This is a genomic window from Alloalcanivorax profundimaris (assembly GCF_015265435.1).
GTDB lineage: Bacteria > Pseudomonadota > Gammaproteobacteria > Pseudomonadales > Alcanivoracaceae > Alloalcanivorax > Alloalcanivorax profundimaris.
Genome location: NZ_JABJWH010000005.1, coordinates 68406 through 92727 on the forward strand (window position 1 = coordinate 68406; position 24322 = coordinate 92727).

General features: G+C 66.5%; 24 protein-coding genes and 1 tRNA gene. 8 read left to right on the forward strand and 17 right to left on the reverse strand.

From position 1 onward, the window contains the following. Positions 1–596 precede the first annotated feature (596 nt). The gene (locus HMJ39_RS01745) at positions 597–2525 is read right to left on the reverse strand and encodes a transglycosylase SLT domain-containing protein (protein WP_194296047.1); all 1929 of its coding nucleotides are present in this window, start codon (positions 2523–2525) and stop codon (positions 597–599) included. A 156-nt stretch (positions 2526–2681) separates the two neighbouring features. Here HMJ39_RS01745 and HMJ39_RS01750 point away from each other — a divergent pair, with 156 nt between their 5' ends. Continuing rightward, entirely contained in the window at positions 2682–3647 is a 966-nt protein-coding gene (locus tag HMJ39_RS01750; RefSeq protein WP_161383751.1) for a methyltransferase, read from the forward strand. Between the two features lie 7 nt (positions 3648–3654). Here the strand turns inward: HMJ39_RS01750 and HMJ39_RS01755 are convergent, their stop codons facing one another. The 8 genes from HMJ39_RS01755 to HMJ39_RS01790 all read right to left on the reverse strand — a co-directional run bounded on the left by HMJ39_RS01755 (position 3655) and on the right by HMJ39_RS01790 (position 9928). Next, a complete protein-coding gene (locus tag HMJ39_RS01755) occupies positions 3655–4524 on the reverse strand; it encodes a DNA ligase (protein ID WP_161383752.1) in 870 nt (289 codons plus the stop codon). Positions 4525–4787: 263 nt separating this feature from the next. Then, on the reverse strand, positions 4788–5075 hold the full coding sequence (gene nadS, locus HMJ39_RS01760) for a NadS family protein (RefSeq protein ID WP_161383753.1): 288 nt from the start codon (positions 5073–5075) through the stop codon (positions 4788–4790). 5 nt (positions 5076–5080) lie between these two features. Then, positions 5081–5395 carry a type II toxin-antitoxin system RelE/ParE family toxin gene (locus HMJ39_RS01765; protein WP_194296048.1) on the reverse strand — a complete coding sequence of 105 codons (315 nt, stop codon included), beginning with the start codon at positions 5393–5395 and terminating at the stop codon, positions 5081–5083. 169 nt (positions 5396–5564) lie between these two features. Continuing rightward, positions 5565–5638, reverse strand: a tRNA-Gly gene (locus tag HMJ39_RS01770). Positions 5639–5798: 160 nt separating this feature from the next. Then, positions 5799–6437 carry a peroxiredoxin gene (locus HMJ39_RS01775; RefSeq protein ID WP_194296049.1) on the reverse strand — a complete coding sequence of 213 codons (639 nt, stop codon included), beginning with the start codon at positions 6435–6437 and terminating at the stop codon, positions 5799–5801. A gap of 141 nt (positions 6438–6578) precedes the next feature. After that, on the reverse strand, positions 6579–8042 hold the full coding sequence (locus tag HMJ39_RS01780; protein ID WP_194296050.1) for a DUF3336 domain-containing protein: 1464 nt from the start codon (positions 8040–8042) through the stop codon (positions 6579–6581). A gap of 147 nt (positions 8043–8189) precedes the next feature. Continuing rightward, positions 8190–9224 carry an AraC family transcriptional regulator gene (locus HMJ39_RS01785; RefSeq protein ID WP_161383757.1) on the reverse strand — a complete coding sequence of 345 codons (1035 nt, stop codon included), beginning with the start codon at positions 9222–9224 and terminating at the stop codon, positions 8190–8192. A gap of 8 nt (positions 9225–9232) precedes the next feature. Continuing rightward, complete coding sequence (locus HMJ39_RS01790; protein ID WP_161383758.1) at positions 9233–9928, reverse strand: SIMPL domain-containing protein; 696 nt, start codon at positions 9926–9928, stop codon at positions 9233–9235. 79 nt (positions 9929–10007) lie between these two features. On the opposite strand from HMJ39_RS01790, the gene apbC reads away from it, so the two are divergent. Next, on the forward strand, positions 10008–11093 hold the full coding sequence (apbC, locus tag HMJ39_RS01795) for an iron-sulfur cluster carrier protein ApbC (protein WP_194296051.1): 1086 nt from the start codon (positions 10008–10010) through the stop codon (positions 11091–11093). 49 nt (positions 11094–11142) lie between these two features. Continuing rightward, positions 11143–11712, forward strand: a complete 570-nt coding sequence (gene dcd / locus HMJ39_RS01800; protein WP_194296052.1) for a dCTP deaminase — start codon at positions 11143–11145, stop codon at positions 11710–11712. Positions 11713–11818: 106 nt separating this feature from the next. Here the strand turns inward: dcd and HMJ39_RS01805 are convergent, their stop codons facing one another. From HMJ39_RS01805 to purM, 4 genes are read right to left on the reverse strand one after another with little or no spacing between them, the layout of a single operon-like run. Next, positions 11819–12529: a DUF3108 domain-containing protein gene (locus HMJ39_RS01805; protein ID WP_194296053.1), complete on the reverse strand. Its 711-nt coding sequence runs from the start codon at positions 12527–12529 to the stop codon at positions 11819–11821. After that, positions 12529–13254 (reverse strand): DUF3108 domain-containing protein, encoded by a 726-nt coding sequence (locus HMJ39_RS01810; RefSeq protein WP_161383762.1) that lies wholly within the window; start codon positions 13252–13254, stop codon positions 12529–12531. The genes HMJ39_RS01805 and HMJ39_RS01810 overlap by 1 nt, the downstream gene beginning before the upstream one ends. Continuing rightward, positions 13205–13855 (reverse strand): phosphoribosylglycinamide formyltransferase, encoded by a 651-nt coding sequence (gene purN / locus HMJ39_RS01815; RefSeq protein WP_194296054.1) that lies wholly within the window; start codon positions 13853–13855, stop codon positions 13205–13207. Before purN ends, HMJ39_RS01810 begins: the two co-directional genes overlap by 50 nt. Next, positions 13852–14895 carry a phosphoribosylformylglycinamidine cyclo-ligase gene (purM, locus tag HMJ39_RS01820; RefSeq protein WP_194296055.1) on the reverse strand — a complete coding sequence of 348 codons (1044 nt, stop codon included), beginning with the start codon at positions 14893–14895 and terminating at the stop codon, positions 13852–13854. Before purM ends, purN begins: the two co-directional genes overlap by 4 nt. A 174-nt stretch (positions 14896–15069) precedes the next feature. Between purM and HMJ39_RS01825 the strand changes: the two genes are divergently transcribed. Further along, the gene (locus tag HMJ39_RS01825) at positions 15070–16176 is read left to right on the forward strand and encodes a DUF2066 domain-containing protein (RefSeq protein ID WP_194296056.1); all 1107 of its coding nucleotides are present in this window, start codon (positions 15070–15072) and stop codon (positions 16174–16176) included. Next, complete coding sequence (gene hda, locus HMJ39_RS01830) at positions 16173–16859, forward strand: DnaA regulatory inactivator Hda (RefSeq protein ID WP_194296057.1); 687 nt, start codon at positions 16173–16175, stop codon at positions 16857–16859. The genes HMJ39_RS01825 and hda overlap by 4 nt, the downstream gene beginning before the upstream one ends. On the opposite strand, the gene HMJ39_RS01835 is transcribed toward hda, so the two are convergent. After that, on the reverse strand, positions 16837–17172 hold the full coding sequence (locus HMJ39_RS01835) for a LapA family protein (RefSeq protein ID WP_161383767.1): 336 nt from the start codon (positions 17170–17172) through the stop codon (positions 16837–16839). The genes hda and HMJ39_RS01835 overlap by 23 nt on opposite strands. A 73-nt stretch (positions 17173–17245) precedes the next feature. Between HMJ39_RS01835 and sthA the strand changes: the two genes are divergently transcribed. Further along, positions 17246–18646, forward strand: a complete 1401-nt coding sequence (gene sthA, locus HMJ39_RS01840) for a Si-specific NAD(P)(+) transhydrogenase (RefSeq protein ID WP_161383768.1) — start codon at positions 17246–17248, stop codon at positions 18644–18646. Positions 18647–18665: 19 nt separating this feature from the next. Here sthA and smrA read toward each other — a convergent pair whose 3' ends face one another. The 3 genes from smrA to HMJ39_RS01855 all read right to left on the reverse strand — a co-directional run bounded on the left by smrA (position 18666) and on the right by HMJ39_RS01855 (position 20448). Further along, positions 18666–19259, reverse strand: coding sequence for a DNA endonuclease SmrA (smrA, locus tag HMJ39_RS01845; RefSeq protein ID WP_161383769.1), 594 nt, complete (start codon positions 19257–19259; stop codon positions 18666–18668). A 161-nt stretch (positions 19260–19420) separates the two neighbouring features. Further along, positions 19421–19591: a hypothetical protein gene (locus HMJ39_RS01850; protein WP_194296058.1), complete on the reverse strand. Its 171-nt coding sequence runs from the start codon at positions 19589–19591 to the stop codon at positions 19421–19423. 104 nt (positions 19592–19695) lie between these two features. Beyond that, positions 19696–20448, reverse strand: coding sequence for a glutathione S-transferase N-terminal domain-containing protein (locus HMJ39_RS01855; RefSeq protein ID WP_194296059.1), 753 nt, complete (start codon positions 20446–20448; stop codon positions 19696–19698). A 298-nt stretch (positions 20449–20746) separates the two neighbouring features. Here HMJ39_RS01855 and HMJ39_RS01860 point away from each other — a divergent pair, with 298 nt between their 5' ends. Together HMJ39_RS01860 and HMJ39_RS01865 are read left to right on the forward strand one after the other, a co-directional pair. After that, on the forward strand, positions 20747–21958 hold the full coding sequence (locus HMJ39_RS01860; protein ID WP_161383772.1) for an acetyl-CoA C-acetyltransferase: 1212 nt from the start codon (positions 20747–20749) through the stop codon (positions 21956–21958). Positions 21959–21982: 24 nt separating this feature from the next. After that, positions 21983–24142 carry a 3-hydroxyacyl-CoA dehydrogenase NAD-binding domain-containing protein gene (locus HMJ39_RS01865; RefSeq protein WP_194296060.1) on the forward strand — a complete coding sequence of 720 codons (2160 nt, stop codon included), beginning with the start codon at positions 21983–21985 and terminating at the stop codon, positions 24140–24142. The last annotated feature ends 180 nt before the right edge of the window (positions 24143–24322 follow it).

Here is a 24322-nt window from a genome sequence, read left to right on the forward strand (position 1 = left end):
AACTTTTGAAACATGTCCTGTTTTATGAATGGTTGCCATGAGAGGATAGGCGAACGAAGGTCGTATTAATGATGCCTCTTCATATGATCATCCAAAGACTGTATGGAAATTCGAATCCGTTCTGTGTTTATTTGTTGGGTGGGGTGATCTGTGCTTTTGCTTGTTGGGTTTTGGGGGTTTTTTGCTACATGCATTGTTTGGGTTTTTCTTTATCTTTACTTTAAAGAACCGACGCCTGAGGAGGATAGGAATTTCTTCTATTTTTTTAGGAGTTCGCCGCTTTTTTCTACTTCTGATGTTAGGCGGTTGGTGCCTGGGGATAAAATTCATTATTTTGAAATCTTGATTAAAGTTAGAGTTTTCTTTTTTGCTGTTTTGGTTTTGGGTTTTTTGACTGGGTGTTGCTTGGATCAGAATTGGCCATATAGATAAACGCGGAGTGGTATCCGGTCGCTAGCGCGCCAATACGCGCTTTATCGGAGGGGCTTTAGAGGCGGTATTGGGGGCTGGCAGTTGCGCGGTTCGGTCGGAGTTAATCACAAAAAAAGCCGGGTCGCGGTTTTGATCGCGACCCGGCCTTTTATGTCCCTTAAGTCTTAGTCCTCGATCATGGCCACGGAGTAGGGCGTGCCGCGTTCCCGGGGGAGCAGGAGCAGGGCGGTGCGCTCTTCGGTGTCGCCATGGAGGCCCTGGAACAGGACCCGGTAGGTGAGCACGGCCTGGACGTAGGCGCGGGTTTCCCGGAAGGGGATGGACTCGATCCAGACGTCCGCGGGCACGGCGTCGTCTTCTTCCTCGGCGAGCCACCGTTCCACCCGGTTGGGGCCGGCGTTGTAGGCGGCCAGGGCCAGGATGCGGTTGCCGTTGAACTGTTTGAGCAGGTCGGCGAGGTAGCGGCTGCCCAGGGCGATGTTGGTGTTGGGCTCCAGGATCTGCTGTTCGCCGGGCACGGCCTGGCCGGCTTCCCGGGAGACCTTGCGGGCGGTGCCGGGCATCAGCTGCATCAGGCCCAGGGCGCCCACCGGGGAGCGGGCGTTGGGGTAGAAGGCGCTTTCCCGGCGCGCCACGGCCATGGGCAGCCAGGGGTCCAGGTCGTTGCGGCGGGCGGCTTCCTGGAAGCGTTCGCGGTGGGCGGCGGGGAAGCGCCAGGCGAGCACGTCCCAGGCGCGGGCCTGGATCGAGGCTTGCACCGCCAGGTCGTACCAGCCGGCGTCCACGGCGTATTGGGCGAGCTCCCGTTGGCGGCGTTCGTCGCTGTGCCACATCAGCCAGTTCCATTCGCTCCAGGCGAGGCCGGGTTCGTCCTGTTCGCGCAGCAGTTTGACGCGGGCCAGGGCGGGCAGGTCCGGCAGGGCGCGGTCGCCGGTGGGGACGGCGTTGCCGAAGCGGTAGGGTTCGCCGAGGCGGTCGGCGGCCAGGAAACCGTAGAAGTTGCGTTGCCCGGCGGCCTGTTGCCACAGGCTCTTGGCTTTGCCGTCATCGCCGTTTTCCTCGGCGGCGCGGCCCAGCCAGTACAGCCAGCGGCTGTCGTCGCGCTCGCTTTGCGGCAGGCGCGCGATCCAGTCCGGAAGCTCGTCCCAGTTCCGTTCAATGACGGCGCGGCGGGCGCGCTGGTCCAGCAGGTCGTTGCCGCCGTGTTCGCGCAGCCATTGGTCCAGCCAGTCGCGGTTGTCTTCCACGCCACGGATGGTGGAGTACCAGGCGATGCGCTGGCCGGCGCGTTCCACCAGGGCGGCGTCGGTGAAGCCCAGATCGCCGCGTTTGTCCTCGAACCATTCCCGGGCGGTTTCGGTGTCGGTGTAGGCGAGGCGGCGGAAACCGGCGGCGAGCAGCACCTGGCGTTGATCGTCCGGCAGGTCCTTGGGCAGGTCGGTGAGGGTTTCCGGGTCGCCGTAGAGGTCCAGCAGCAAGTCGGCGGCGGTGGCGTAGGCGCTGTCGTCGAGCATCGGACGCAGGTAGCGCATCAGGCCCGGGCTGCGTTCGTAGAAGGCCAGGTCCATGCGCTCCCAGATTTCCTGGTCGCCGATTTGCCCGCGCTGGCGGGCGGCGTTGAAGATCGGATCGCAGGCGGAGGGGCGGGAGTTGCCGGATAGCCACAGTTCGCGGGCCTGGTTCAGGGCTTCCTGGTTGCCGGCTTGCCATTGGGCATGCCAGTACAGACAGCGCAGCTCCGTGGAACGGGGGGCGCTGTCGTAGACGGCGCGGGCGGCGTCCCAGCGTTGATCCCGGGCGTAGGCCACCAGGGCCAGCTGGCGGATGTCGTTGGGCAGCGGGGAATCCGGGTAGCGCTCGGCGTAGTCCTGGACCCGCTGGGGGTTGAGATCGGGCAGGGCGGCGCGCAGCCGGTGAAAATCCAGGTAGGCCTGCAACGGGTGCGCGTCACCGAGGCGGGCCTGGGTGCGGCTGAGGGTTTCCCAGTCATCGTTGCGGGCGGCGTGCAACGCTTCCTGGAAGGGGGTATCGGCGGCCTGGGCCGGCATGGCGACGATCAGGGCGAGCGCGGCCAGAACTGCGGAACGGAACATCCTTGCCTCCACGACTGCATCTGTTCGCCCTATTCTAGCCAGGAGCGGGCGGGCCCGCGTCGTGTTTATGTAAAACTTGGCGGCCGGCGCCGCGCGCCTGGGTCTGGCCGCGCCGCTTCCTTTATACTGCCGCCTTCATTCATGGCGGGAAGAGGCATGGAAAACAGCACGCAATTGCTTCGGCGGCAGGAGCAACTGCTCGCCGGACGGCGCGCCCTGGTGGTGGAAGCGAACGATCCGGCTTTGGCGGCGCTGCCCGCCGAGCAACTCTATGTGCACGCCGACGACTACACCGTGGGTGCTCATCAGTGGGCACCTCTGCCCACGCTGCCGGACGACGTGGACCTGGTGATCCTGCCGCTGCCCAAGGCCGCCGAGCGTCTGGAGTTGCTGCTGCGTGCCCTGGCCGGTGCCGTGGACGCGCCCCTGGAGCTGTGGCTGGTGGGCCCGGCCAAGGGCGGCATCCGTGGCGGCGTGACGCGCCTGTCCCGGTTCGCCGACGAGGTGACGCTGGTGGACAGCGCCCGCCACTGCAAACTCTATCGCGCCCTGCTACGGCCCGGGCCGGCGCTGACCCTGGAGGACGTGGCGTCCTGGATCGAGGTCCGCGACCTGCGGGTGGTCAGTTATCCGGGGGTATTCAGCCACGGACGCCTGGACGAGGGCACGGCCTTGCTGCTGGATGCGCTGGACGACGGGCTGCCCCGGGGCAAGGTGCTGGACATGGGCTGCGGGGGCGGCGCCTTGAGCGCCACCCTGGCCCATGGCGGCTGCCACGTGACCGCCACGGACGTGAGCGCCACCGCGGTGGCCGCCACCACCGCCACCCTGGAGCGCAATCATTTGCAGGGCAAGGTGGTGGGGGGCGATCTTTACGATGGCGTCGCCGGCCGTTACCAGGCGGTGATCACCAACCCGCCGTTCCACGATGGCCGCGAACGCACCACCGCCATCACCCGTCGGCTGATCGAGGAGGCCCCGGACCACCTGGAGGGCGATGGCGTGCTGTGGATGGTGGCCAACCGGGAGCTGCCCTATGTGCAATGGCTGGACGGTGCCTTCAAGCACGTTCAGGTGATGCGCGAGACCAACCGCTTCCGGGTTTACCGGGCGGTACGCTGAGGGGCGCTCAGCGCACATAACCCGGCCCCCGGCTGCGCGTGCGCAGATAGCTGGCGAAGCGGGGCAGGCCGTTCTTGGTGTGGCCGTGGAATTGGTAGGTGACGATGCTGCCGATCGGCGGTGGGTTCTCCCGCTCCGCGTCACTGAAGCCGGTGCCCAGCCGGAAATGCTGCCCGGCCGGAGTTTCCACCAGCAGGGCGCCCATCATTCCCTCCAGCCGGCCCTCGCCGGGCAGGTGCGCCACCACCCGCCCCTCGGCGTCCCGGTAGGGCTTCAGTTTGAGCAGGTCGTCGGAGCGGTAGCCCCGGTAGGGGGCGCTGCCGCGATGCAGCATCAGCCCCTCGCCGCCGGCGGCCACCACCTGGTCCAGCCGGGCCATCAGTTGCGACCGGGTCGCCACCCGTTGCTGGGGCACCGGCTTCAGGTGGGGCGCCGGATGGGCCTTCAGAAGGGCACGCAGTGCGCGCAGCCGGCGGTCGAAGGGACCCTCGGCGCGGGGCAGATCGAACACCATGTAATAGATGTTCTCCCACTGCTCGGGCTGGGGCTCGGTGCGGCGCAGCGCGCCCATCAAGCGGGCGAAGGTGCCGCGTCCGCGCCACAGTTCACCGTCCAGGGGTTGGTCCGGGAAGCCCTCGGTGAAGCCGGGCGGGGTGCGGATCACGTTGCCGTTGCGGCTCACCAGCCGCTCACCGTCCCAGTAGGCGCGCACGCCGTCGAACTTTTCGCTGACCCAGTAATCGGTCAGGTCCACGTCGTCCTGGTAGACATTGGCCAGCATCAGCGCCGGGGTGGTTTTGCCGTGGCCCACGGTGGCCGCCACGGTGAGAAACACCACGATCACGGTGACCACGAAATACACAATCGGTCGGGACATGCTTCCTGCCTCCCTGTTCGTGTTCAAATCCTGAACAGGCAGTCTCGGCCGCCGGCGCGGTGCCGGCTATCGGCATGGCGCTGAAAGTCGTGTAAGCGAAATCCCAAGCCGGATGGTGCTTTTCGTCGGGTTTCGTAGGCGAAAACCCCGGTTCGTGCTCTCCCGCCGGCGCCAAACGAAAAAGGGCCGCATTGCGCGGCCCTTTTCGATTTGGAGCGGGTGAAGGGAATCTGCCGCTCCAAACGGAGGTTGGTAGGCAACGATCAATCAGCCAATGCCTGGATAACATGCTGGGGGTCCTTGTGAATCGCCCGCAGCAGTGCCTTGGCGGGTCCCGTTGGTTCACGTCGTCCCTGCTCCCAGTTACGGAGCGTGGCAAGTTGCACGTCGATCACTTTGGCAAACTTGGCCTGGCTGAGACCGGTTGTCTGGCGGATAGCCTTCACCTGCATTGCATCCACGGTGAACTCCCGTGAAGGCTGACGCTCACCACGGTGGATTTCATCCATCTGCTGCACGCTTTCCATGAGGTCATCAAAGATTTTGCCCATAGTGATTACCTCCATTGCTCGATAATGTGTTTGAGCGCCTTGCGCTCGGCCGCGCTCAGATCATCTTTTTCGTTTTTCGGATAGATCAGCAGTAACGCGATCTGTGAAGCCGACACGAAATGATAGTAGATAACCCGTGCGCCGCCCCGTTTCCCGCGTCCACTGGTGGCGACCCGTACCTTGCGGAGTCCGCCGGTTCCCTGGATCACGTCACCCATTTTGGGGCTGTCGGCGAGATCCTGCTGGAAGGCGGCGTAACTCTCGTCATCAAGCAGATCACGCAGGCGCTTGGTGAATACCGGGGTCTCGATAAAGATCATGGGAGAATGGTACGCCAGTGGCGTATATCACGCAATAAGGGTCCGAAGCCCCGGGTGGTGATTACGCTAGTGCGTGAGGCGATTGCCTTGAATCCGCTCTCTTTCGTCACTTCTTCGACGCCGAAGGGTGGTGAAGGGTTATAACCCGTTGATAAGGAAGGGAAAATTCTGGAGCGGGTGAAGGGAATCGAACCCTCGTCGTAAGCTTGGGAAGCTTCTGCTCTACCATTGAGCTACACCCGCGATGGGCGGCTATTACACCGGGAAACCGGGCCGCTGTCCAGGGGGTGGGAGAAGCTCCTGTTTCGACGCTTGGCCCTACACGGCGACCGTTTCGCGGCTGAAGCCGCTCCCACGGCGAGGGTTTGTCGCGGTAGGAGCGGCTTTAGCCGCGATAAGGCCTTTAGCCGCGCTTGGGCTGCTTGACCATGCGCAGGTAGGGTTTCTTCTCGTCCCAGCCTTCCGGGAACAGCTTGGCGGCTTCGTCGTTGTTCAGGGACGGGACGATGATCACGTCGTCGCCTTCGTTCCAGTTCACCGGAGTGGCCACCTTGTAGCCATCGGTGAGCTGCAGGCTGTCGATGACCCGCAGGATCTCGTCGAAGTTGCGGCCGGTGCTGGCCGGGTAGGTGATGGTCAGACGGATCTTCTTGTTGGGGTCGATCACGAACACGCTGCGCACGGTGAGGGTGTTGTCGGCATTGGGGTGGATCATGCCGTACAGATTGGACACGGTGCGGTCGGCGTCGGCGAGCAGCGGGAAGTTGAGGGCGGAGCCCTGGGTTTCCTCGATGTCGCCGCACCAGGCGTTGTGATCGTCCAGCGGGTCCACGGACAGGCCGATGGTCTTGACGTTGCGTTTGTCGAATTCCGGTTTCAGACGCGCCACTTCACCCAGTTCGGTGGTGCACACCGGGGTGAAATCCTTGGGGTGGGAGAACAGCACCACCCAGCTGTCGCCGGCCCAGTCGTGGAAGGAAATGGGGCCGTCGGTGGAGTCCTGTTTGAAATCCGGGGCGGTATCGCCGAGTTGCAGTGCCATGTCGTGCCTCCTGGTCAGTGGAATCGCGAATCCGTTGAATACGAATGTCCCAAACATAGAGGCTTGCGCGCCACCTTTAAAGGGGGCGGCAAAGAAGGAATCGCGCTAAGCAAATAGCGCCGGGGGGTACCCGGCGCGGGCTTATACCGTGGCCACCATCTGCAGACGGTTGAGGGTGCGTTCCTCGAGGCGGTCCAGGCGCTCGCGGCAGGCGCGGAAGGTGCGGCTGATGCGGGTGGTGTTGCCGATCATCCACAGCTTGGGCCAGGTGGTTTTCTCGCCGGCGCGGACGAAGGCGCGCACGTCGTCCAGGGACGGGTTGCTGAGCACGCGCAGGGCATTGAGCGGTTGGCGCGGCGGGATCAGGTTGATGTCGCCGATGTAGCGCTGCTTCACCACGGTCTGGGCCTTGTCGACGATCAGCCCCAGGTCGTTGGAGTGCACCCGGCGGCGCACCAGCTCCAGGGCGTAGTGCAGGTTCATGGACACATTGCGGATCGCCCAGTCGCCCAGGGTGCTGAGGCTGGAGTTGGTGCTTTCGCTGCGCGGCAGGAAGGGCACCACGTGGGGGTTGGTCTGGCTGACGATGGAATGGTTGACGCCGAACAGCCGCGACAGGCGGCGGATCGGCAGGTCGTCCTGGATCGAGCCGTCCACGAACTTGCGGCCGGGGATGTAGGGCACCCGCTCGCCGTCCAGGCTCTTGGCCCACAGGGTCACCGGCGGGTAGATGCCGGGAATCGCGCAGCTGGCCAGGGCCGCCTTGCGGATCAACACGTTGGGCGAGGTGCGCCAGTTGAGCAGGCGGGCGTGCTGGTTGCGGTCATAGGGGCTGACCGTGATGTTGATCTCGCGGCCGGTCTTGCGGTACGCCTCCTCGAAGGTCAGATCCTGGATGTTCTCTTCCAGGCAGGCCTCCAGATGGTCGCCGTCGAGCACCGGGGTGCCGCGCAGCACGCCTTTCCAGCCGATCGCCTTGAACGCTTCCAGGTACAGATTCTCCGGCTCCAGTTTGGCGGCCAGTTCGTTGTCGTTGTGGGTGCCGACCACGGCGGCGACGATGCTGCCGGCGCTGGAGCCGGAGATCACAGAGGGCAGCAGGCCGTGCTCCCAGAGCGTTTTCACCACGCCCACGTGGAACAGGCCCAGGGCGGCGCCGCCGGAGAGCATCAGGCAGCTTTGCCCGAAGGCGGCCCCGGTGGTTTCAAAGAAATCCAGCTTCTGCTTCAGACCGAAATTCTTGAAGTCGCCGTCGCAGACGTACTCCAGCGCGGTGCAGACCTCGTCCAGATAGCGTTCGATGAGTTGCTTGGTGCCCACCCGGGTGTGGCCGTAGAGGGCCGGGTTGGAGATGTTGCCCAGGTTGCCGTGCAGGCCTTCGTGGAGGTGGAAGACCAGTTTGTTGACGTCGCCGCGTTCCCGGGCCTGGCGGATCTGCCAGAGCCGGTTGCGGATCAGTTCGTAATCGTAGTGCGGAGAACGGTCGATTTCCTTCCAATCGTCGGCGCCGGACAGCCGGTCGTGCTCGCGGCTGGCCTCCAGCCATTCCTGATGGGTGCTGGCGTGCTCGATGGCGCGCTCAAGCTGCTTGAGCGTGCGTTTCATTGGCGATTCTCCCTGGCACTTTTGTTGTGTTTGCGGGCCAGTCTAGCGGCGGGCGACGCGGCTGTTGGGCTTGGATTGTCCGACAAAACATTAATATTGACATCGAGCGATGTCAAAAAAGGGAAACCGGGAAACCCGGCGATACGGTCAACCGGCGTCCCGCGGGGCGCGGCGCCATTGGCCCGGCGTCTGGCCGGTGCGCCGTTTGAAGCTGCGTTGAAAGCAGCGGATGTCGGCGTAGCCCAGGTCCTCGGCGATCTCGCCCTGGGGGCAGTCGCTGTCGCGCAGATGTTGCTTGGCGCGCTCCAGGCGCACGTCGTCGAGGATGCGCTGCCAGCCGGTGCCCTCGGCGGCCAGCCGGCGGTGCAGGGTGCGGGTATTCAGGCGCAGGGCACGGGCCACCTGGTCGCGGTCCGGCAGGCGCCCACCACCCAGGGCCTCCTCCAGGCACTGGCGCACGCGCTGGCCCAGGCTGGTGGCGATGCCCAGGGCTTCCAACTGGCGCGCGGCGTGAGCCTCCAGGGTGGAAAGCAGCGTGGGATCGGGCTGGCGCAGGGGGTAGTCCAGCAGCCGGCGCGGGCCGATCAGCGCCGAGTAGGGGCGGCTGAAGCGCACCGGACAGCGGAACACCCGTTCGTACTCGCGCTGCTGGTGCAGGAAGCGGGGCCCGGGATGCTCGAACCACACCTCGCCGGGGGCCAGCTTCAGGTCGCCGGTGAGCCAGCGGGTGTAGTGCAGCCAGGAGCCGAACACGTTCTCGATCAGGTGCCGGCGGGCCGGCTGGCGGGGGTAACGGCAGTGCCAGAGGATTTCCGAGTGTTCATCGTGCAGGCGGGTTTCGGTGGTGCCCATGTCGCCGACCAGCTTCTCGTAGCGGGACACCTTGGACAGTGCCTCGCCCACGGTGCCGGCGCTCATGGCGATGTAGCCCATCACGTTGTAGGAGCCGGGCTGCACGTGTTCGCTGGTGTGCAGCCCGAACAGCGGATCGTCGCCGCGGCGCACCAGCTCGTTGAGCAGGCGCTCGAAGCGGGCCCCGCGGATGCGCGCCTCCGGGTCGGAGAGCTCGCCGGCATCGATGCCGGCGGCGGCCAGGGCCTGGTCCACGTCCACGCGCCGGACCCGGGCGCTGGCCAGATACTGGCGCAGCGCCGCCACCGAGATGAAACCCAGCGGATCCATGCCGGCGGTCAGTCCAGTTCGAAGGTGATCTGCACGGTGGCGGTAACGTCCTGTTCGCCGGGGCGGTAGCTCTGGGCGCTGTCTTCCTTGGTGCTGGCGGCGCGCATCATCACCGGCTGGGGCATGCGGTAGCCCTGGGCGTTGATCTGCATTGCCTCGCCCAGTTCACGGCCGGCGGCGCGGGCCAGGATTTCCGCCTTGTCGCGGGCATCCTTCACGGCGTTTTCCAGGGCCTGGTGGGCGAGCTCGTCGGCGTTGCTGATTTCGCTGCCGGCGGGGCGCAGTTCCTTGAGGCCCAGCCCGGCCAGGCCGTCGGCCAGCTCCGCGTAGCGCTCCACGCCGGACACCTTGAAGGTGACCTCGCGGCTGACCTGGTGGCCGATCAGTTTGCGCTCTGGCTGGTACTGCCATTCCGGGCTGATCTGGATGTCACTGGCGGTGACGCTCTTCTCCGGGATGTCCAGATCGTCGGCCAGGTCCAGCATGGCCTGGACCTGATCGTCCACGGTGCTCTTCATGGCGGCGATGTCGTCACCCCGTTCGCGGGCCACGGCGGTCAGCGAGAACAGATCCGGGCGCGCCTTGACGCTGCCCTCGCCGGATACGTTGACGGTGTCCCGTTGCTCCGGGGTGGCGGGGGCGCCGCAGGCGGTAAGCAGCAGGGCGGCCAACAGGCCGGCGAACAGCGGTGCGGGTTTTACCATGGTGATCTCCTTGGTCGAGGGCTGGTCCAGTCCAGCCTGCAACTTTATCATTCCCTCCCCGGATGCAGGAGGTCCTGAAATGCGAATCGAACAGGCGGTTAGACAGTCCCTGGCGGATTTGATCCCCGAGGATCTGGGCGTGGACCTGGTTTCCGCGGGTGCGGTGAAGGAAATCGTCGAGAGCGACACGACGCTGCGCCTGGTGGTGCGCCTGGGTTATCCCTGCCAGTCGCGGCTGCCGGCGCTGCGCGCGGCCATCGAGGAAAGGGTGACGCCGTTGCTGGACGGTCGCGACCTGGACCTGGATCTCGGCGTGCACATCAGCCCGCACCGCGCGCAACACGACATGCCGGCCATGTTGCAGGTGGCCAACGTGATCGCGGTGGCCTCCGGCAAGGGCGGCGTGGGCAAATCCACCACGGCGGTGAATCTGGCCCTGGCGTTGCACGCCGAGGGCGCCCGGGTGGGCCTGCTGGACGCGGACATCTTCGGCCCCAGCCAGCCGGTGATGCTGGGTCTGCCCAAGGGCACCCGGCCGGAGGTCCGCGACGGCAACACCTTCATTCCGGTGCCCGCCCACGGCCTGCAGACCATGTCCATGGGGTACCTGGTCACCGAGCAGACCCCGGTGGTGTGGCGCGGGCCCAAGGCCAGCGGCGCGCTCACCCAGATGATGCAGCAGACCGCCTGGCACGATCTGGACTATCTGATCGTCGATCTGCCGCCGGGCACCGGCGACATTCAGCTGACCCTGGCGCAGAAAATTCCGGTGGCCGGCGCGGTGGTGGTGACCACGCCCCAGGACATCGCCCTGCTGGACGCCATCAAGGGCGTGGAAATGTTCCGCAAGGTGGACGTGGGCGTGCTCGGCGTGGTGGAGAACATGGCGGTGCACATCTGCTCGAACTGCGGCCACGAGGAGCACATCTTCGGCCAGGGCGGCGCCGAGCGCATGAGCCGCGAGTACGACGCCCCGGTGCTGGGGTCGCTGCCGCTGTCGCTGCGCATCCGCGAGCAGGCCGACGGCGGCACGCCCACGGTGGTGGCGGAGCCGGACAGCGCCGAGGCGCGTATTTACCGGGACACCGCCCGGCGCATGGCGGCGCGGCTGTCGCTGACTCGCGCCGGCCGCCGCCCGTTTCCCAAGGTGGTGACCCAGCATTGAGCAGGGTACCATTGCCCGATTCCGTCGACACCGACATGTAAGGATTCCCATGAGCATCAAAGCCGACCGCTGGATCAAACGCATGGCCCTGGAGCACGGCATGATCGAGCCGTTCCAGGACGGTCAGATCCGCGCCGACCAGAACGGCGACAAGCTGATTTCCTACGGGGTATCCAGCTACGGCTACGACGTGCGCTGCGCCGACGAATTCAAGGTGTTCACCAACATCCACTCGGCCACCGTGGACCCCAAGCATTTCGACGAGAAGAGCTTCGTGGACATCAAGGGCGACTACTGCACCATCCCGCCCAACTCCTTCGCCCTGGCGCGCACCGTGGAATACTTCCGCATTCCCCGTAACGTGCTCACCATCTGCCTGGGCAAGTCCACCTACGCGCGCTGCGGCATCATCGTCAATGTGACGCCGCTGGAGCCGGAGTGGGAAGGCCACGTCACCTTGGAATTCTCCAACACCACTAACCTGCCGGCGCGCATCTACGCCAACGAGGGCGTGGCGCAAATGCTGTTCCTGGAATCCGACGAAATCTGCGAGACCTCCTACAAGGATCGCGGCGGCAAGTATCAGGGGCAGAAGGGCGTCACCCTGCCGCGCGCCTGAAACCCATCGCGGCTGAAGCCGCTCCTACGGAGCCCGTGTAGGAGCGGCTTCAGCCGCGATAACCAGGGCCGGAGCAACCCCTCCGCGTCCGCATCCCGCACCCGTCTTATTCCGGCAAGGGCCCGTTGTACTCGCGCATGATCAGCTCGCCATGGAGCAGGGCGCTTTCGATGTGGCGGGCCTTCACCACCATGTAGCCCACCTTGGGCGCCACCCAGAACAGGGTGCGGCGCTTTTCGTCCTCGTCCTTGTCCCGCTTCTTCTCCACCACCAGGGTGTCCAGTTCGCCCATGGGGGTGTCGATGGTTTCCCGGTCCACCACCACGAAATGATGGTGGCGCAGGTCGTCGCCGTACACGCTGGTGGCGTCGTATTCCTTGTCGCCGCCGGCGAACACGCAGCGTGCCCGCAGCAGCATGCTCAATTCGTCCAGGGCGTCCTCGGGAATGGCGAAGGCCTCCACGCCATCCTCGGATTCGGTGGTCACGCCGGGTTTGTCCCAGTCGAAATCCGTGTGGTAGTAGCGGTGCTTGCCGAAGCCGTTGAACTCATGCTCGTAGCGGATCGTGCGTGGCGCGCAGCGGTTCCAGCGGAACCAGCTTTCCTCGCGGTTGTTGAGCAGCCAGGAATGGGCCTCGAACAGCATGTGGTAGCGGTCGTCGCCGGCCACCGGCTCCAGGATCAGGGTGGCCTTGATGGGGGTGGGGATCTTGTTGACGTAGATGCGGTACTCGGCGGAGAACGGTGCCAGGGGGGCGGCGCCGGCGATCAGCGGCGCCAGCCAGAGCAGCGCCGCCAGGATCAAGGGCGCTCGCATTACGGAAAGGTCTCCAGGCGCAGAACATGGCGTCCGTCATTGTTGCGCTGCACCAGCTGCACCAGGGCGTGGTCATGCTCCGGGGCGAACCACAGGAAGGTTTCGCGTCCGTTGTCGCGCTCGCGCACGCGGCGCACCTTGATGGTCTTCACCTCGCGGTCGGCGACCTCCAGGGTCTCGCGGCCTTCCACCCGGTAGCGGTGGGTCTCCACTTCCCGTTCGTCCGCCACCCGCAGGGTCAGCGCGTCCTCGCCCCGGGACAGCATGCACTGCAGCGCCAGGGGCAAAGCGATCTCGTCGGTGGCGCCGGGGCCGGCGTCGTAGGTGCGCGGCTCATGGTCGCTGCGTTCGCTGGTGGCCTGGTGGCTGGCCGGGTCGATGCGCAGTTCGGCGGTCTTCACCCGGCCCAGGCCGGCGCGGCGGTAGCCGTAGTAGCGGGTCACCGGCACGCAGCCGTCCCACTGGAAGACCGAGGTTTCGCGGATTTCGCCGATGAAGTTCTTGGCTTTCACTTCCATTTTCCAGCCGCCGCCGGCGGCGGGGGCCAGTGAGCGGGTGGCGCCCACGGAGAACGGGAAGCCGGCGGCCTTGAGTCGGTATTCGCTCTGGAAAGCGGCCACCGGCGGGTCCGCCGCCATGGCCGTGGCGCCCAGCGTCAGGGCGGCGAGCAGGCCGCTAAGCCGGAGTGCCCAGTGAAAGGCCCGAGGCGGGCAGGGTTTCGCCATCCAGTTCCACTCCCTGGTCGGTAAGATGCAGGCGCCCCTCGGCGCGCCAACGGAGAACCCGAGGGTACAGGCTGTGTTCCTGTGTCTGAACCCGTTTTGACAGGCTTTCCACGCTATCGTTCTCGTTCACCGGCACGGCGGCCCGGGCGATCAGGGGGCCGCCGTCCAGTTCGTCGGTGACGAAGTGCAGCGAGCAGCCGTGTTCGGCGTCGCCGGCGGCCAGGGCCCGGGCATGGGTATCCAGCCCCGGGTATTTGGGCAGCAGGGAAGGGTGGATATTGAGCAGCCGGCCCTGGTAATGGCCCACGAACAGGGGCGAAAGAATGCGCATGAAGCCGGCCAGCACCACGGTGTCGGCGCCGGCGGCGTCGATGCGTTCGATCATGGCCCGGTCGAAGGCCTCGCGGCCGTCGTAGTCACGGTGGTTGATCACCGCCGTGCTTAGGCCGGCCCGTTCCGCCCGGGCCAGGCCGGGTGCTCCGGCGCGGTTGCTGAGCACCAGGGTGACCCGGGCCGGCAGGTCGCCGGCGGCGATGGCATCGAGAATGGCTTGCAGGTTGGTGCCGGCGCCGCTGATCAGCACCGCGAGCCGGTGGGTCACGGCGCCACGCCTTCCAGCAGCACCTCCGGCTCCTCGTCGTCGCTGGCGCGGATCTCGCCGATCAGGAAGGCGGATTCGCCGGCGGCGGCGAGCAGCGCCAGGGTCTGATCCACGGCGTCGGCGGGCACCACCACGGCCATGCCAACGCCGCAGTTGAAGGTGCGGTACATCTCCGGCACCGGCACCTGGCCCTGTTCCTGCAGCCACTGGAACACCGGCGGCCATTGCCAGGCGGCGGTGTCGATCACCGCGCGGGTGCCGTTGGGCAGCACCCGGGGCAGGTTCTCGGTGAGGCCGCCGCCGGTGATGTGGGCCAGGGCGTGCACCGGCACCTGCTTGATCAGCTCCAGCAGGGGCTTCACGTAGATGCGGGTCGGCTCCAGCAGCAGGTCGATCACCGGCCGGCCGTCGATTTCGGTGCTGTCCGCCTGTTCCAGGATGCGGCGGATCAGGGAATAGCCGTTGGAGTGGGGGCCGGAAGAAGCCAGGCCGATCACCTTGTCGCCGGCTTCCACGGCGGCGCCGTCCAGCACGCCGTCCCGTTCCACCACGCCCACGCAGAAGCCCGCCAGGTCGTAGTCCTCGCCCTGGTACATGCCGGGCATCTCCGCGGTCTCGCCGCCGATCAGCGCGCAGCCGGCCTGTTCACACCCCTCGGCGATGCCGCTCACCACCCGGGTGGCGGTGTCCACGTCCAGCTTGCCGGTGGCGTAGTAGTCCAGGAAGAACAGGGGCTCGGCGCCGCCCACCACCAGATCGTTGACGCACATGGCCACCAGGTCGATGCCCACGTTGTCGTGGCGGTCGTTTTCCAGGGCCAGGCGCAGTTTGGTGCCGACGCCGTCGGTGCCGGCCACCAGCACCGGGTTCTTGTAGCCCTCGGGCAGGGCACAGAGGGCGCCGAACCCGCCCAGGCCGCCGAGCACTTCCGGACGGCGGGTGCGTTTGGCCACCGGGGCGATGCGTTTCACCAACTCGTTGCCGGCATCGATGTCGACACCGGCGTCGCGGTAGGTCAACGGCCGTTTCTGTTCGCTCATGGCAAGGGGCTCCTGGGGGTCTTGAAGGCTGCGTATTCTAGGGCCTGTTCGGGCTAAATGCGATGGGCGGAGCCGGCCCGGGGCAATTTATCCGGTCCCGGGAATCCGGTTCGCCAGAGGCGGTCATATCAGGGATAATGGCGCGCGCTCACAAACCCGGTTTTGGACGTATCGATGTATCGCTTGTTGTTGAGTCTGGTGATGGTGCTGCTGGCGGCGACGCCGGCCTGGGCGTCGGAGGCCGGCCAGGTGTCCGTGCCCCTGAGCGGAGAGCAGCCGCGCGGCGACGAGGCCCGCCAGGCGGCCCTGCGCCAGGGGCTGGAAACCGTCATCACGCGGCTCACCGGCCGCGACCGGGTGGCGGACCTGCCCGGCGTGGCCGAGGCCCTGGACGCGCCCCAGCGCTGGTTGTCCCGCTATTCCTACCAGCCCGGCGAGCCGTTGCGCCTGAGCGCGGTGTTCGACGACCGGGCCCTGACCCACTATCTGGCCGACCGGGGCGCGCCGGTGTGGGGCGGCAGCCAGCCGCCGGTGCTGGTGTGGCTGGTCACCGAGGGCACCGGCCGTGGCGATCTGGTCACCGCCGGGGACCCGCTGGCCGAGCGCCTGGCCGACGTGGCCGCCCGGCGTGGCGTGACCCTGGTGCTGCCGGAGTGGGACCAGCGCGACCGGGACACCGTCACCGTGGCCGATGTGCGCGGCCAATTCGACGGCCCGCTGCTGCAGGCCTCGCGCCGCTACGACACCGACTGGGTGGCCACCGGCGTGCTCTACGACGGCGCCGCCACCACCCTGAACTGGCGCCTGCTGGACGGCGGCGAGGCGGTGGCCGGCGAGCGCGCCCGGGCCGAGGGCACCGACGCCGCCCTGGACGCCTTCATCGCCGCCTTGTCCGATCAGATGGCCGAGCGCTACGCGGTGGGCGGTAATGACAATGCCGGCGCGGACCGCGACGCGCCGCCGGCCGGCGACGGTCCCGCGCCGCCGCCGGTGATCGGCGGCGACAACCCGGCCGGTGGCGACATCCTGCTGCGCGACGACCGGGTGATCACGGTGCGTGGCGTGACTACCTTGAGCGCCTGGCACCGTCTGCGGACGCAACTGGCCGGCCTGGGCCCGGTGCGCGACGTGGCGTTGCGGGTGGCCAGCGACGACCGGGTGCAGTTTGAAATGGCGTTTTCCGGTGGCCGCGCCGAACTCGCGCGCCTGGTGAGCAGCCTGGACGCCCTGCGCGACTGCGGCGATCCCTCCGCGCCGCCGCTGACCTACTGCCTGCGATGAGCCAACTGCCCCTGGCCCTGGAACTGCGCGAGGGCCACGCGCTGGACAACTTCCACGCCGGCCCCAACGGTGCCGCCCTGGCCACGGTGCGCGCCGCCGCCGAGGGCGAAGAGCGCCAGGCGTTCATCTGGGGCGCCGCCGGCCAGGGCCGCAGCCATTTGCTGGAAGGCGCCGTGCGCCGGGCCCAGGAGCTGGGCCGTCATGCCTGCCTGCTGCCCGCCGGCGAGCTGCTGCCGCTGGTGCCGGACGTGCTGGAATCCATGGAGCAGTTCGACCTGCTGGCGGTGGACGACGTGGACCGCTTCGCCGGCGAGGCGGCCTGGGAAGAAGCCCTGTTCCATCTCTACAACCGCATGATGGCGCGCGGCGGCACTTTGCTGTTCAGCGCCACGGCGGCGCCGGGGGCGCTGGGCTGGTTGCTGCCGGACCTGGCCACGCGCCTGGCGGCGGGGCCGGTGTTCCGGCTTCAGCGCATGGAGGAGGAGGATCTGGCGGCCCTGCTCGCCGAGCGTGCCCGGGAGCGGGGCCTGAAGCTGGGCCCGGAGGTGGCCCGTTTCATGGTGATGCGTAGCGAGCGCTCGCCGGCGCTGCTGCTGGAGCGGCTGGCCACCCTGGACCGCACCGCCCTGGCCCGGCAGCGGGCGCCCACCATTCCGTTCGTCAAGGACGTGTTTGGCTGGTAGCGCCAGTGTCCTTCGGGGTGGCGCCATGGCGCCGCCCGGGTTTCAGCCAGCGCCGGCGCAGGCCCTCCCAGACCAGCGCGCCCACCACCATGCTCAGCAGCATCAGTACCAGCTTGGGCAGCGCCGCCACGGTCCAGAACAGCAGGTCGATGGAGGTGGGTTCCAGATTCTGGGCGATCACCACCAGCACCAGAATCAGTAGCAGAATCTGCAGCGCCCCGAGCGGGTGACGGCGCAGCCAGCGACCGCCACCCTTGGCGGCGCGGCCCAGTTTCGAGCCCGGGCGGGGGCTGTCGTAGGGATCCGGTTCCATGACTTGGCTCCTTGCGGTTTTCCCCCAATCTTTCACAGTATCGATTCAGCAACAAGGGAGGCGAGCAGCGTCTATGGATATCAGCTCCGGATGGGATCTGGTGGTGCTGGGCAGCGGCCCCGGCGGGGAAGCGGCGGCCATGCAGGCGGCCAAGGGCGGCCTGCGGGTGGCGGTGATCGACCGCGGTGACCAGATCGGCGGCAACTGTACCCACTGGGGCACCATTCCCTCCAAGGCGCTGCGTCACCAGGTGCGCCAGGTGATCCGCTCGCAGCGCAACCCGCTGCTGCGCGGCCTGATCAACCCCCGCCAGGTGCGCTGGCAGGATCTGATCAAACGTTCCGGGGAGGTGGTGGACGCCCAGGTCCAGGTGCGCGGGGATTTCTACATCCGCAACCGGGTCAAGGTGTTCGCCGGCCGGGGCGTGATCCAGGCCCCGGACCAGGTGCGCGTGGACGATGACGCCGGCCGCCAGTGGCTGCTGCACACCCGCAATATCCTGATCGCCACCGGTTCGCGGCCGTATCATCCCGAGGACGTGGATTTCGACCACCCCCGGGTGTACGACTCCGACTCCATCCTGCGCATGGATCACACGCCGCGCCACATCATCCTTTATGGCGCCGGCGTCATCGGTTGCGAGTACGCCTGCCTGTTCACCGGCCTGGGCATGCGCGTGGACCTGGTCAACAGCCGCGAGCATCTGCTGGATTTCCTGGACACGGAAATCTCCGACGCGCTCAGCTACCACCTGCGCGAGCAGGGCGCCACCATCCGCCACAGCGAGCATTACAGCCGGGTGGTGGCCGATGACGACGGTGTCACCCTGGAGCTGGAATCCGGCAAGCGGCTGCGCGCCGATGCCCTGCTGTGGAGCAACGGCCGTTCCGGCAACACCCAGGACATCGGCCTGGAGAACATCGGCCTGGAAGCCAACGGCCGGGGCCAGCTGGCCGTGGACGAGCGTTACCAGACCGCCGTGGAAGGCGTTTACGCGGTGGGCGACGTGGTGGGCTGGCCGTCCCTGGCCAGCGCCTCCTACGACCAGGGCCGTTTCTGCGCCGCCGGCATCGTCGACGGCGGCCCGGTGAAGCAGGTCACCGACGTGCCCACCGGCATCTACACCATCCCCGGCATCAGTTCCGTGGGCCGCACCGAGCAGGAGCTCACCGAGGCCAAGGTGCCCTACGAAGTGGGCCAGGCATTCTTCAAGAGCCTGGCCCGGGCGCAGATCACCGGGGAGCGGGTGGGCATGCTCAAGATCCTGTTTCACCGCGATACCCTGGCGGTGCTGGGCATTCACTGCTTCGGTTACCAGGCCATGGAGATCGTGCACGTGGGGCAGGCGGTGATGCGCCAGCCGGCGCCCAATAACACCATCAACTATTTCATCGACACCACCTTCAATTACCCGACCATGGCCGAGGCCTATCGGGTGGCGGCGATCAACGGCATTAACCGGGTCAAGCGTTAGAGGGCGTCGCGACGATTGCTTACCGCTGGGCGCGGCTGCGCTCGTAGAAGAACTCCCGGTTCTTCTGGCTGGCCACGTCGGTCTTGCGCAGCAGCACCAGGGTGACGCCGGCGCCGCCCTGGTTGGCCGGCGCGCTGTGGAAGGCCAGCACCTGATCGAATTCCTCCAGCCAGTGCAGCACATAGCTTTTCAGCAGGGCGGGGCGCTCGCTGTGCTGGCCCTTGCCATGGTTGATCAGCACCGTGCGCAGACCGCTCTGCTGGGCCTCGCGGATGAACAGGTAGACCTGATCGCGGGCGTCCGCCAGCCGCACCCGGTGCAGGTCCAGCCGCGCCTGGGGTTCGTACTTGCCGAGCCGCAGCTTGCGGAACACGCCTTCCTGCACGCCGTTCTTCTTGAGGCCGACGATGTCATAGGGATCGGCCTGGGGCACGCGCTCGGGCAGGGAAAGGGGGTTGGGGTCCCGGTTGGGCCGGGCGGTGGCGGACGCGCGCCGCAGGCGCTGGGCCAGGGTCGGCTCGCGGCGCCGCTCCGGGTGCACGCGGTCGTCTTCCTTGAGGGGCGCCACGCCGGTCATTTCGCGTTGGAACAGGTCGTCGTCATAGTCGCCCATGGCTCGTCGCCTCCTACATGCCCTCAAGGAACCCTTCATACTAGAGGCACTTAAACCGCAATGCCATGGAAGGCGGCGTGAAAGGGCTTGCGAAAACAGCGGCAAAAGCCGCCCCACGGAGCAGTGAACTGCCCCGTCGACGGACCCGGCCGGGGGAGGGGTCAGTGCGGCTGGCGCTGGGCGCGGGCTCGGCCCATGGGGGCGTCGTCCGCGTCGTCGACCTGGTGGCGCTGTTTCTTGGCGTCCCGTTTACGGCGTTCCTTGCTGACGACCCGTTTGTGCTCTTCTTCCCACTCGCGGGCGTCGTAGTCATCAAAGTGGCGACGACTCATCGTTCACTACTCTTAAAGCTGGGTTAGGGTGGGATGATTCCCACCCCTATATAGCACCGAATTCCGACACGGAGAAGGCACCCGCCCAACAAAAAAACGCTTTTTCAGCGGCCGTAGTGCTGGTCCAGGTAGTCGAGAATGCGTTCCGACTCGAACAGCTCCTCGCCGTTGTTCGGGTCGATCAGATAGGGCACCGCCACCCGGCCGGCCCGGGCCATCAGTTCCTGGCGGTGGCGCTGGGTGGGCAGGTATTGCATTTCCAGGGCGTTGCGCACCGGCGGCAGCACCCAGTCCTGCCACTGGTCGCGGCCACACTGGCGCACCAGGTAGGGAATCTGCATTTCGCACAGGCGCTCGCGCACCAGACGCGCGAACGGGCTGCCCTCGAAGGAGTAGAGGATCAGCGGCTGCTCCGGCACCGCCGCGTCGCGGGCGCGCAGGCCGTGGCCGGCGCGCGGCACGGAGGCCGCCAGGGAAGCGGCGGTGCGTGCCCGCAGCCGCCAGCCGCCCGGCGCCGTCCGGCCGCCGTATTCCCGATACAGGTAGTCGATGATGTCGGCGGATTCGTACATCGCCACGCCGGTGTTGGGGTCCATCAGATAGGGAAACAGCTGCTTGCCACCCAGTTTTTCCACCAGCGGCCGGTAGCGGTCGCCACCCTTGGGGCAGGGGTAGGTGAGCACGTCCAGATCCACGTCGGTGAGGGCCTCGCGCACCAGGCGGCAGAACGGGCAACCTTCCATATCGTAGAGTTCCAGCGGCTCCGCCGGCTGGCGGGCGGCGCCTCGGGTGGCGATGCCACGGCCCTGCTGGGCCAGGGTGGAGGCCAGGGAACGGGCCACGTCCAGGGAATGCATGGGGGTCTCCTGTTACGGTTTGCGGGATACCCTGAGGCCGCCTTGGCCGGCTTGCAATGGCCGTTGCGCCGGGGGGATCGCGGCTGAAGCCGCTCCTACAGCGCGCATGGAACCCGTAGGAGCGGCTTCAGCCGCGATCCGCGATGCGCTGGCCGTTCCGCTCAGCCGGCCTGAGCACTCCCGTCATTGTCGCCGCCCCGGCCCTGGGGCACTCTGGCCGCCTGCTTTTCATCGACGCCGGTGCCCGGGCCCCGCCCGCGCCGCGCCGGTTACTGCCCAAGGCGAGAGGAAAGGTTACATGACCGAAGCCTATATTTACGACGCTATCCGTACCCCGCGGGGGCGCGGCAAGAGAGACGGCTCCCTGCACACCGTCAAGCCGCTGGACCTGGTGGTGGGCCTGATCGACGAAGTGCGCGAGCGCTTCCCCGACATGGACGTGAACCGCATCGACGACGTGCTGCTCGGCGTGGTCACGCCGGTGGGCGACCAGGGTGCCTGCATCGCCAAGACCGCCGCCCTGGCCGCCGGCCTGCCGGACACCGTGGCCGGCTATCAGCTCAACCGGTTCTGTGCCTCCGGCCTGGAAGCGGTCAATACCGGCGCCCAGAAAGTGGCGTCCGGCTGGGACGACCTGATCCTGGCCGGCGGCGTGGAAGCCATGAGCCGCATTCCCATGGGCTCCGACGGCGGTGCCTGGGCCATGGACCCGATCACCAACTACGAGACCGGCTTCGTGCCCCAGGGCATCGGCGCCGATCTGATCGCCACCATCGAGGGCTTCTCCCGCCGCGACGTGGACGAGTTCGCCGCCGAGTCCCAGGCGCGCGCCGCCAACGCCTGGGAAAAAGGCTATTTCCAGCGTTCCGTGGTGCCGGTCAAGGACCGCAACGGCATGGCGGTGCTGGAACAGGACGAGCACGTGCGCCCCGGCACCACCGCCGACAAGCTCGGTGAACTGAATCCTTCCTTCGCGGTGATGGGCGAAATGGGCGGCTTCGACGCCGTGGCCCTGCAGAAGTACCACTCCGTGGAAAAAATCGACCACGTGCACACCGGCGGCAACTCCTCCGGCATCGTCGACGGCGCCGCCCTGGTGGTGCTGGGCAACGAGCAGGTGGGCAAGGACTACGGCATGAAGCCGCGCGGCCGCATCGTCGCCACCGCCATCAGCGGCGCCGACGCCACCATCATGCTCACCGGCCCGGCGCCGGCCTGCCGCAAGGTGCTCAAGAAAGCCGGCATGACCGTGGATCAGATGGACCTGGTGGAAATCAACGAGGCGTTCGCCTCCGTGGCCATGCGTTTCATGAAGGACATGGGCCTCGACCACGACAAGGTCAACGTCAACGGTGGCGCCATCGCCATGGGCCACCCGCTGGGCGCCACCGGCGCCATGATCCTGGGCACCGCGCTGGATGAACTGGAGCGCCGCGACAAGAAATACGCGCTGTGCACCCTGTGCGTGGGCGGCGGCATGGGCATCGCCACCATCATCGAGCGTCTGTAAGGACCCAACGGAGAGAGAATGACCATGAGTGAATCGACTATCCGCTGGGAACAGGACGCGGACAACATCGTTACCCTGATCCTGGACGATCCCCAGCAATCCGCGAACACCATGAACGAGCGCTACATGCGCTCCATGGAAGAAACCGTGACCCGCCTGGAAAAAGAGAAGGACGACATCGCCGGGGTGATCATCACCTCCGCCAAGAGCACCTTCTTCGCCGGCGGCGACCTGCGTGATCTGGCCAAGGTGACCAAGGAAAACGCGCCGCAATTCGCCAAGGGCGTGGAAGCCGGCAAGGCGCAGCTGCGCCGCCTGGAAACCCTGGGCAAACCGGTGGTGGCGGCGCTCAACGGCACCGCCCTGGGCGGGGGCCTGGAAATCGCGTTGGCCTGCCATCACCGCGTGGCCCTGGACAACCCCAAGGCCCAGTTCGGCTTTCCGGAAGTGACCCTTGGCCTGCTGCCCGGCGCCGGTGGCGTGGTGCGCAGCGTGCGCATGCTGGGCATCCAGGACGCCCTGATGCAGGTGCTGATGCAGGGCCAGCGGCTCAAGGTGGCCAAGGCCAAATCCCTGGGCATCATCGATGAGGTGGCCGACAGCGAGGACGACATGCTGGCCAAGGCCCGCGAGTGGATCAAAGCCAATCCCAAGGCCAAGCAGCCCTGGGACGAAAAAGGCTTCAAGATCCCCGGCGGCACCCCCAGCACTCCGGCGTTCGCCCAGAACCTGCCGGCGTTCCCGGCCAACCTGCGCAAGCAGCTCAAGGGCGCCAACTACCCGGCGCCGCGCAACATCATGGCCGCCGCCGTGGAAGGCGCCCAGGTGGGCTTCGACGACGCCCTCACCATCGAAGGCCGTTACTTCGTGGAACTGGCCCGTGGCCAGGTGGCGAAGAACATGATCAACGCCTTCTTCTTCAACCTGCAGGCGATCAACGCCGGCGCCAGCCGTCCCCAGGACGTGCCCAAGTACAAGGCGGAAAAAGTGGCGGTGCTGGGCGCTGGCATGATGGGCGCGGGCATCGCCTACGTCACCGCCCGCTCCGGCGCCCAGGTGGTGCTGAAGGACGTTTCCATGGAGAACGCCGAGCGTGGCAAGGGTTACTCCGAGAAGCTGCTCGACAAGGAAGTGTCCAAGGGCAAGATGAGCAAGGAGAAAAAAGAAGAAATTCTCGCGCGCATCACCCCGGCCGCCGACGCCAAGGATCTGGAAGGCGTGGACTTCGTGATCGAGGCGGTGTTCGAGAACACCGAACTCAAGCACAAGGTGTTCCAGGAAATCGAGGACGTGGTCAAGCCGGACGCGGTGCTCGGCTCCAACACCTCCACGCTGCCGATCACCGGCCTCGCCGAGGGCGTGAAAAAGCAGGACAACTTCATCGGCATCCACTTCTTCAGCCCGGTGGACAAGATGCCGCTGGTGGAAATCATCCGCGGCAAGAACACCAGCGACGAAGTGCTCGCCAAGGTGTTCGACTACACCCTGCAAATCAAGAAAACCCCCATCGTGGTACACGATTCCCGGGGCTTCTTCACCAGCCGCGTGATCGGCACCTTCATCAACGAGGCCATCGCCATGGTCGGTGAAGGGCAGAACGCCAACTCCATCGAGCAGGCCGCCACCCAGGCCGGCTATCCGGTGGGCGCGCTCAAGCTGATCGACGAGATCAACATGAAGCTGTCCCTGAAGATCGCCGGCGAATACAAGGAAGCCGCCGAGAAGGAAGGCACCCAGCCCCAGCGTCATCCGGCCCTGGCGGTGATGGAGAAAATGGTCAACGACCTGGATCGCCCCGGCAAGCTGGACGGCAAGGGCTTCTACGAGTACCCGGAAGGCGGCAAGGCGCACCTGTGGCCGGGCCTGAAAGAGCAATTCCCGGCCAAGGACCCGATCCCGTTCCAGGACATGCAGGAGCGCATGATGTTCGCCGAGGCCATCGAAACCGTGAAGTGCTTCGAGGAAGGCGTGATCGATTCGGTGGGCGACACCAACATCGGCTCCATCTTCGGCATCGGTTTCCCGGCCTGGACCGGCGGCGTGGTGCAGTACATGAACCAGTACGAAGGTGGCCTGCGCGGCTTCGTGGCCCGTGCCCAGGAATTGGCCAACACCTACGGCGAGCGCTTCACGCCGCCGAAGCTGCTGGTGGAAAAAGCGGAAAAAGGCGAGATCTTCAAATAACAAAAAAGCCGCTTCCCGCGACCCCGGAGCCCCGCCGCAAGGCGGGGCTTTTTTTGGGGTCATCGCGCCCCGGCTGGAACGAGACTTCCCGTCAAAGCGCGATGAACTTTTTTGTTGCCATCTTCATCGCGGCTAAAGCCGCTCCTACAGCAATAGACCGACCTACGGAGCCGCGCGGGA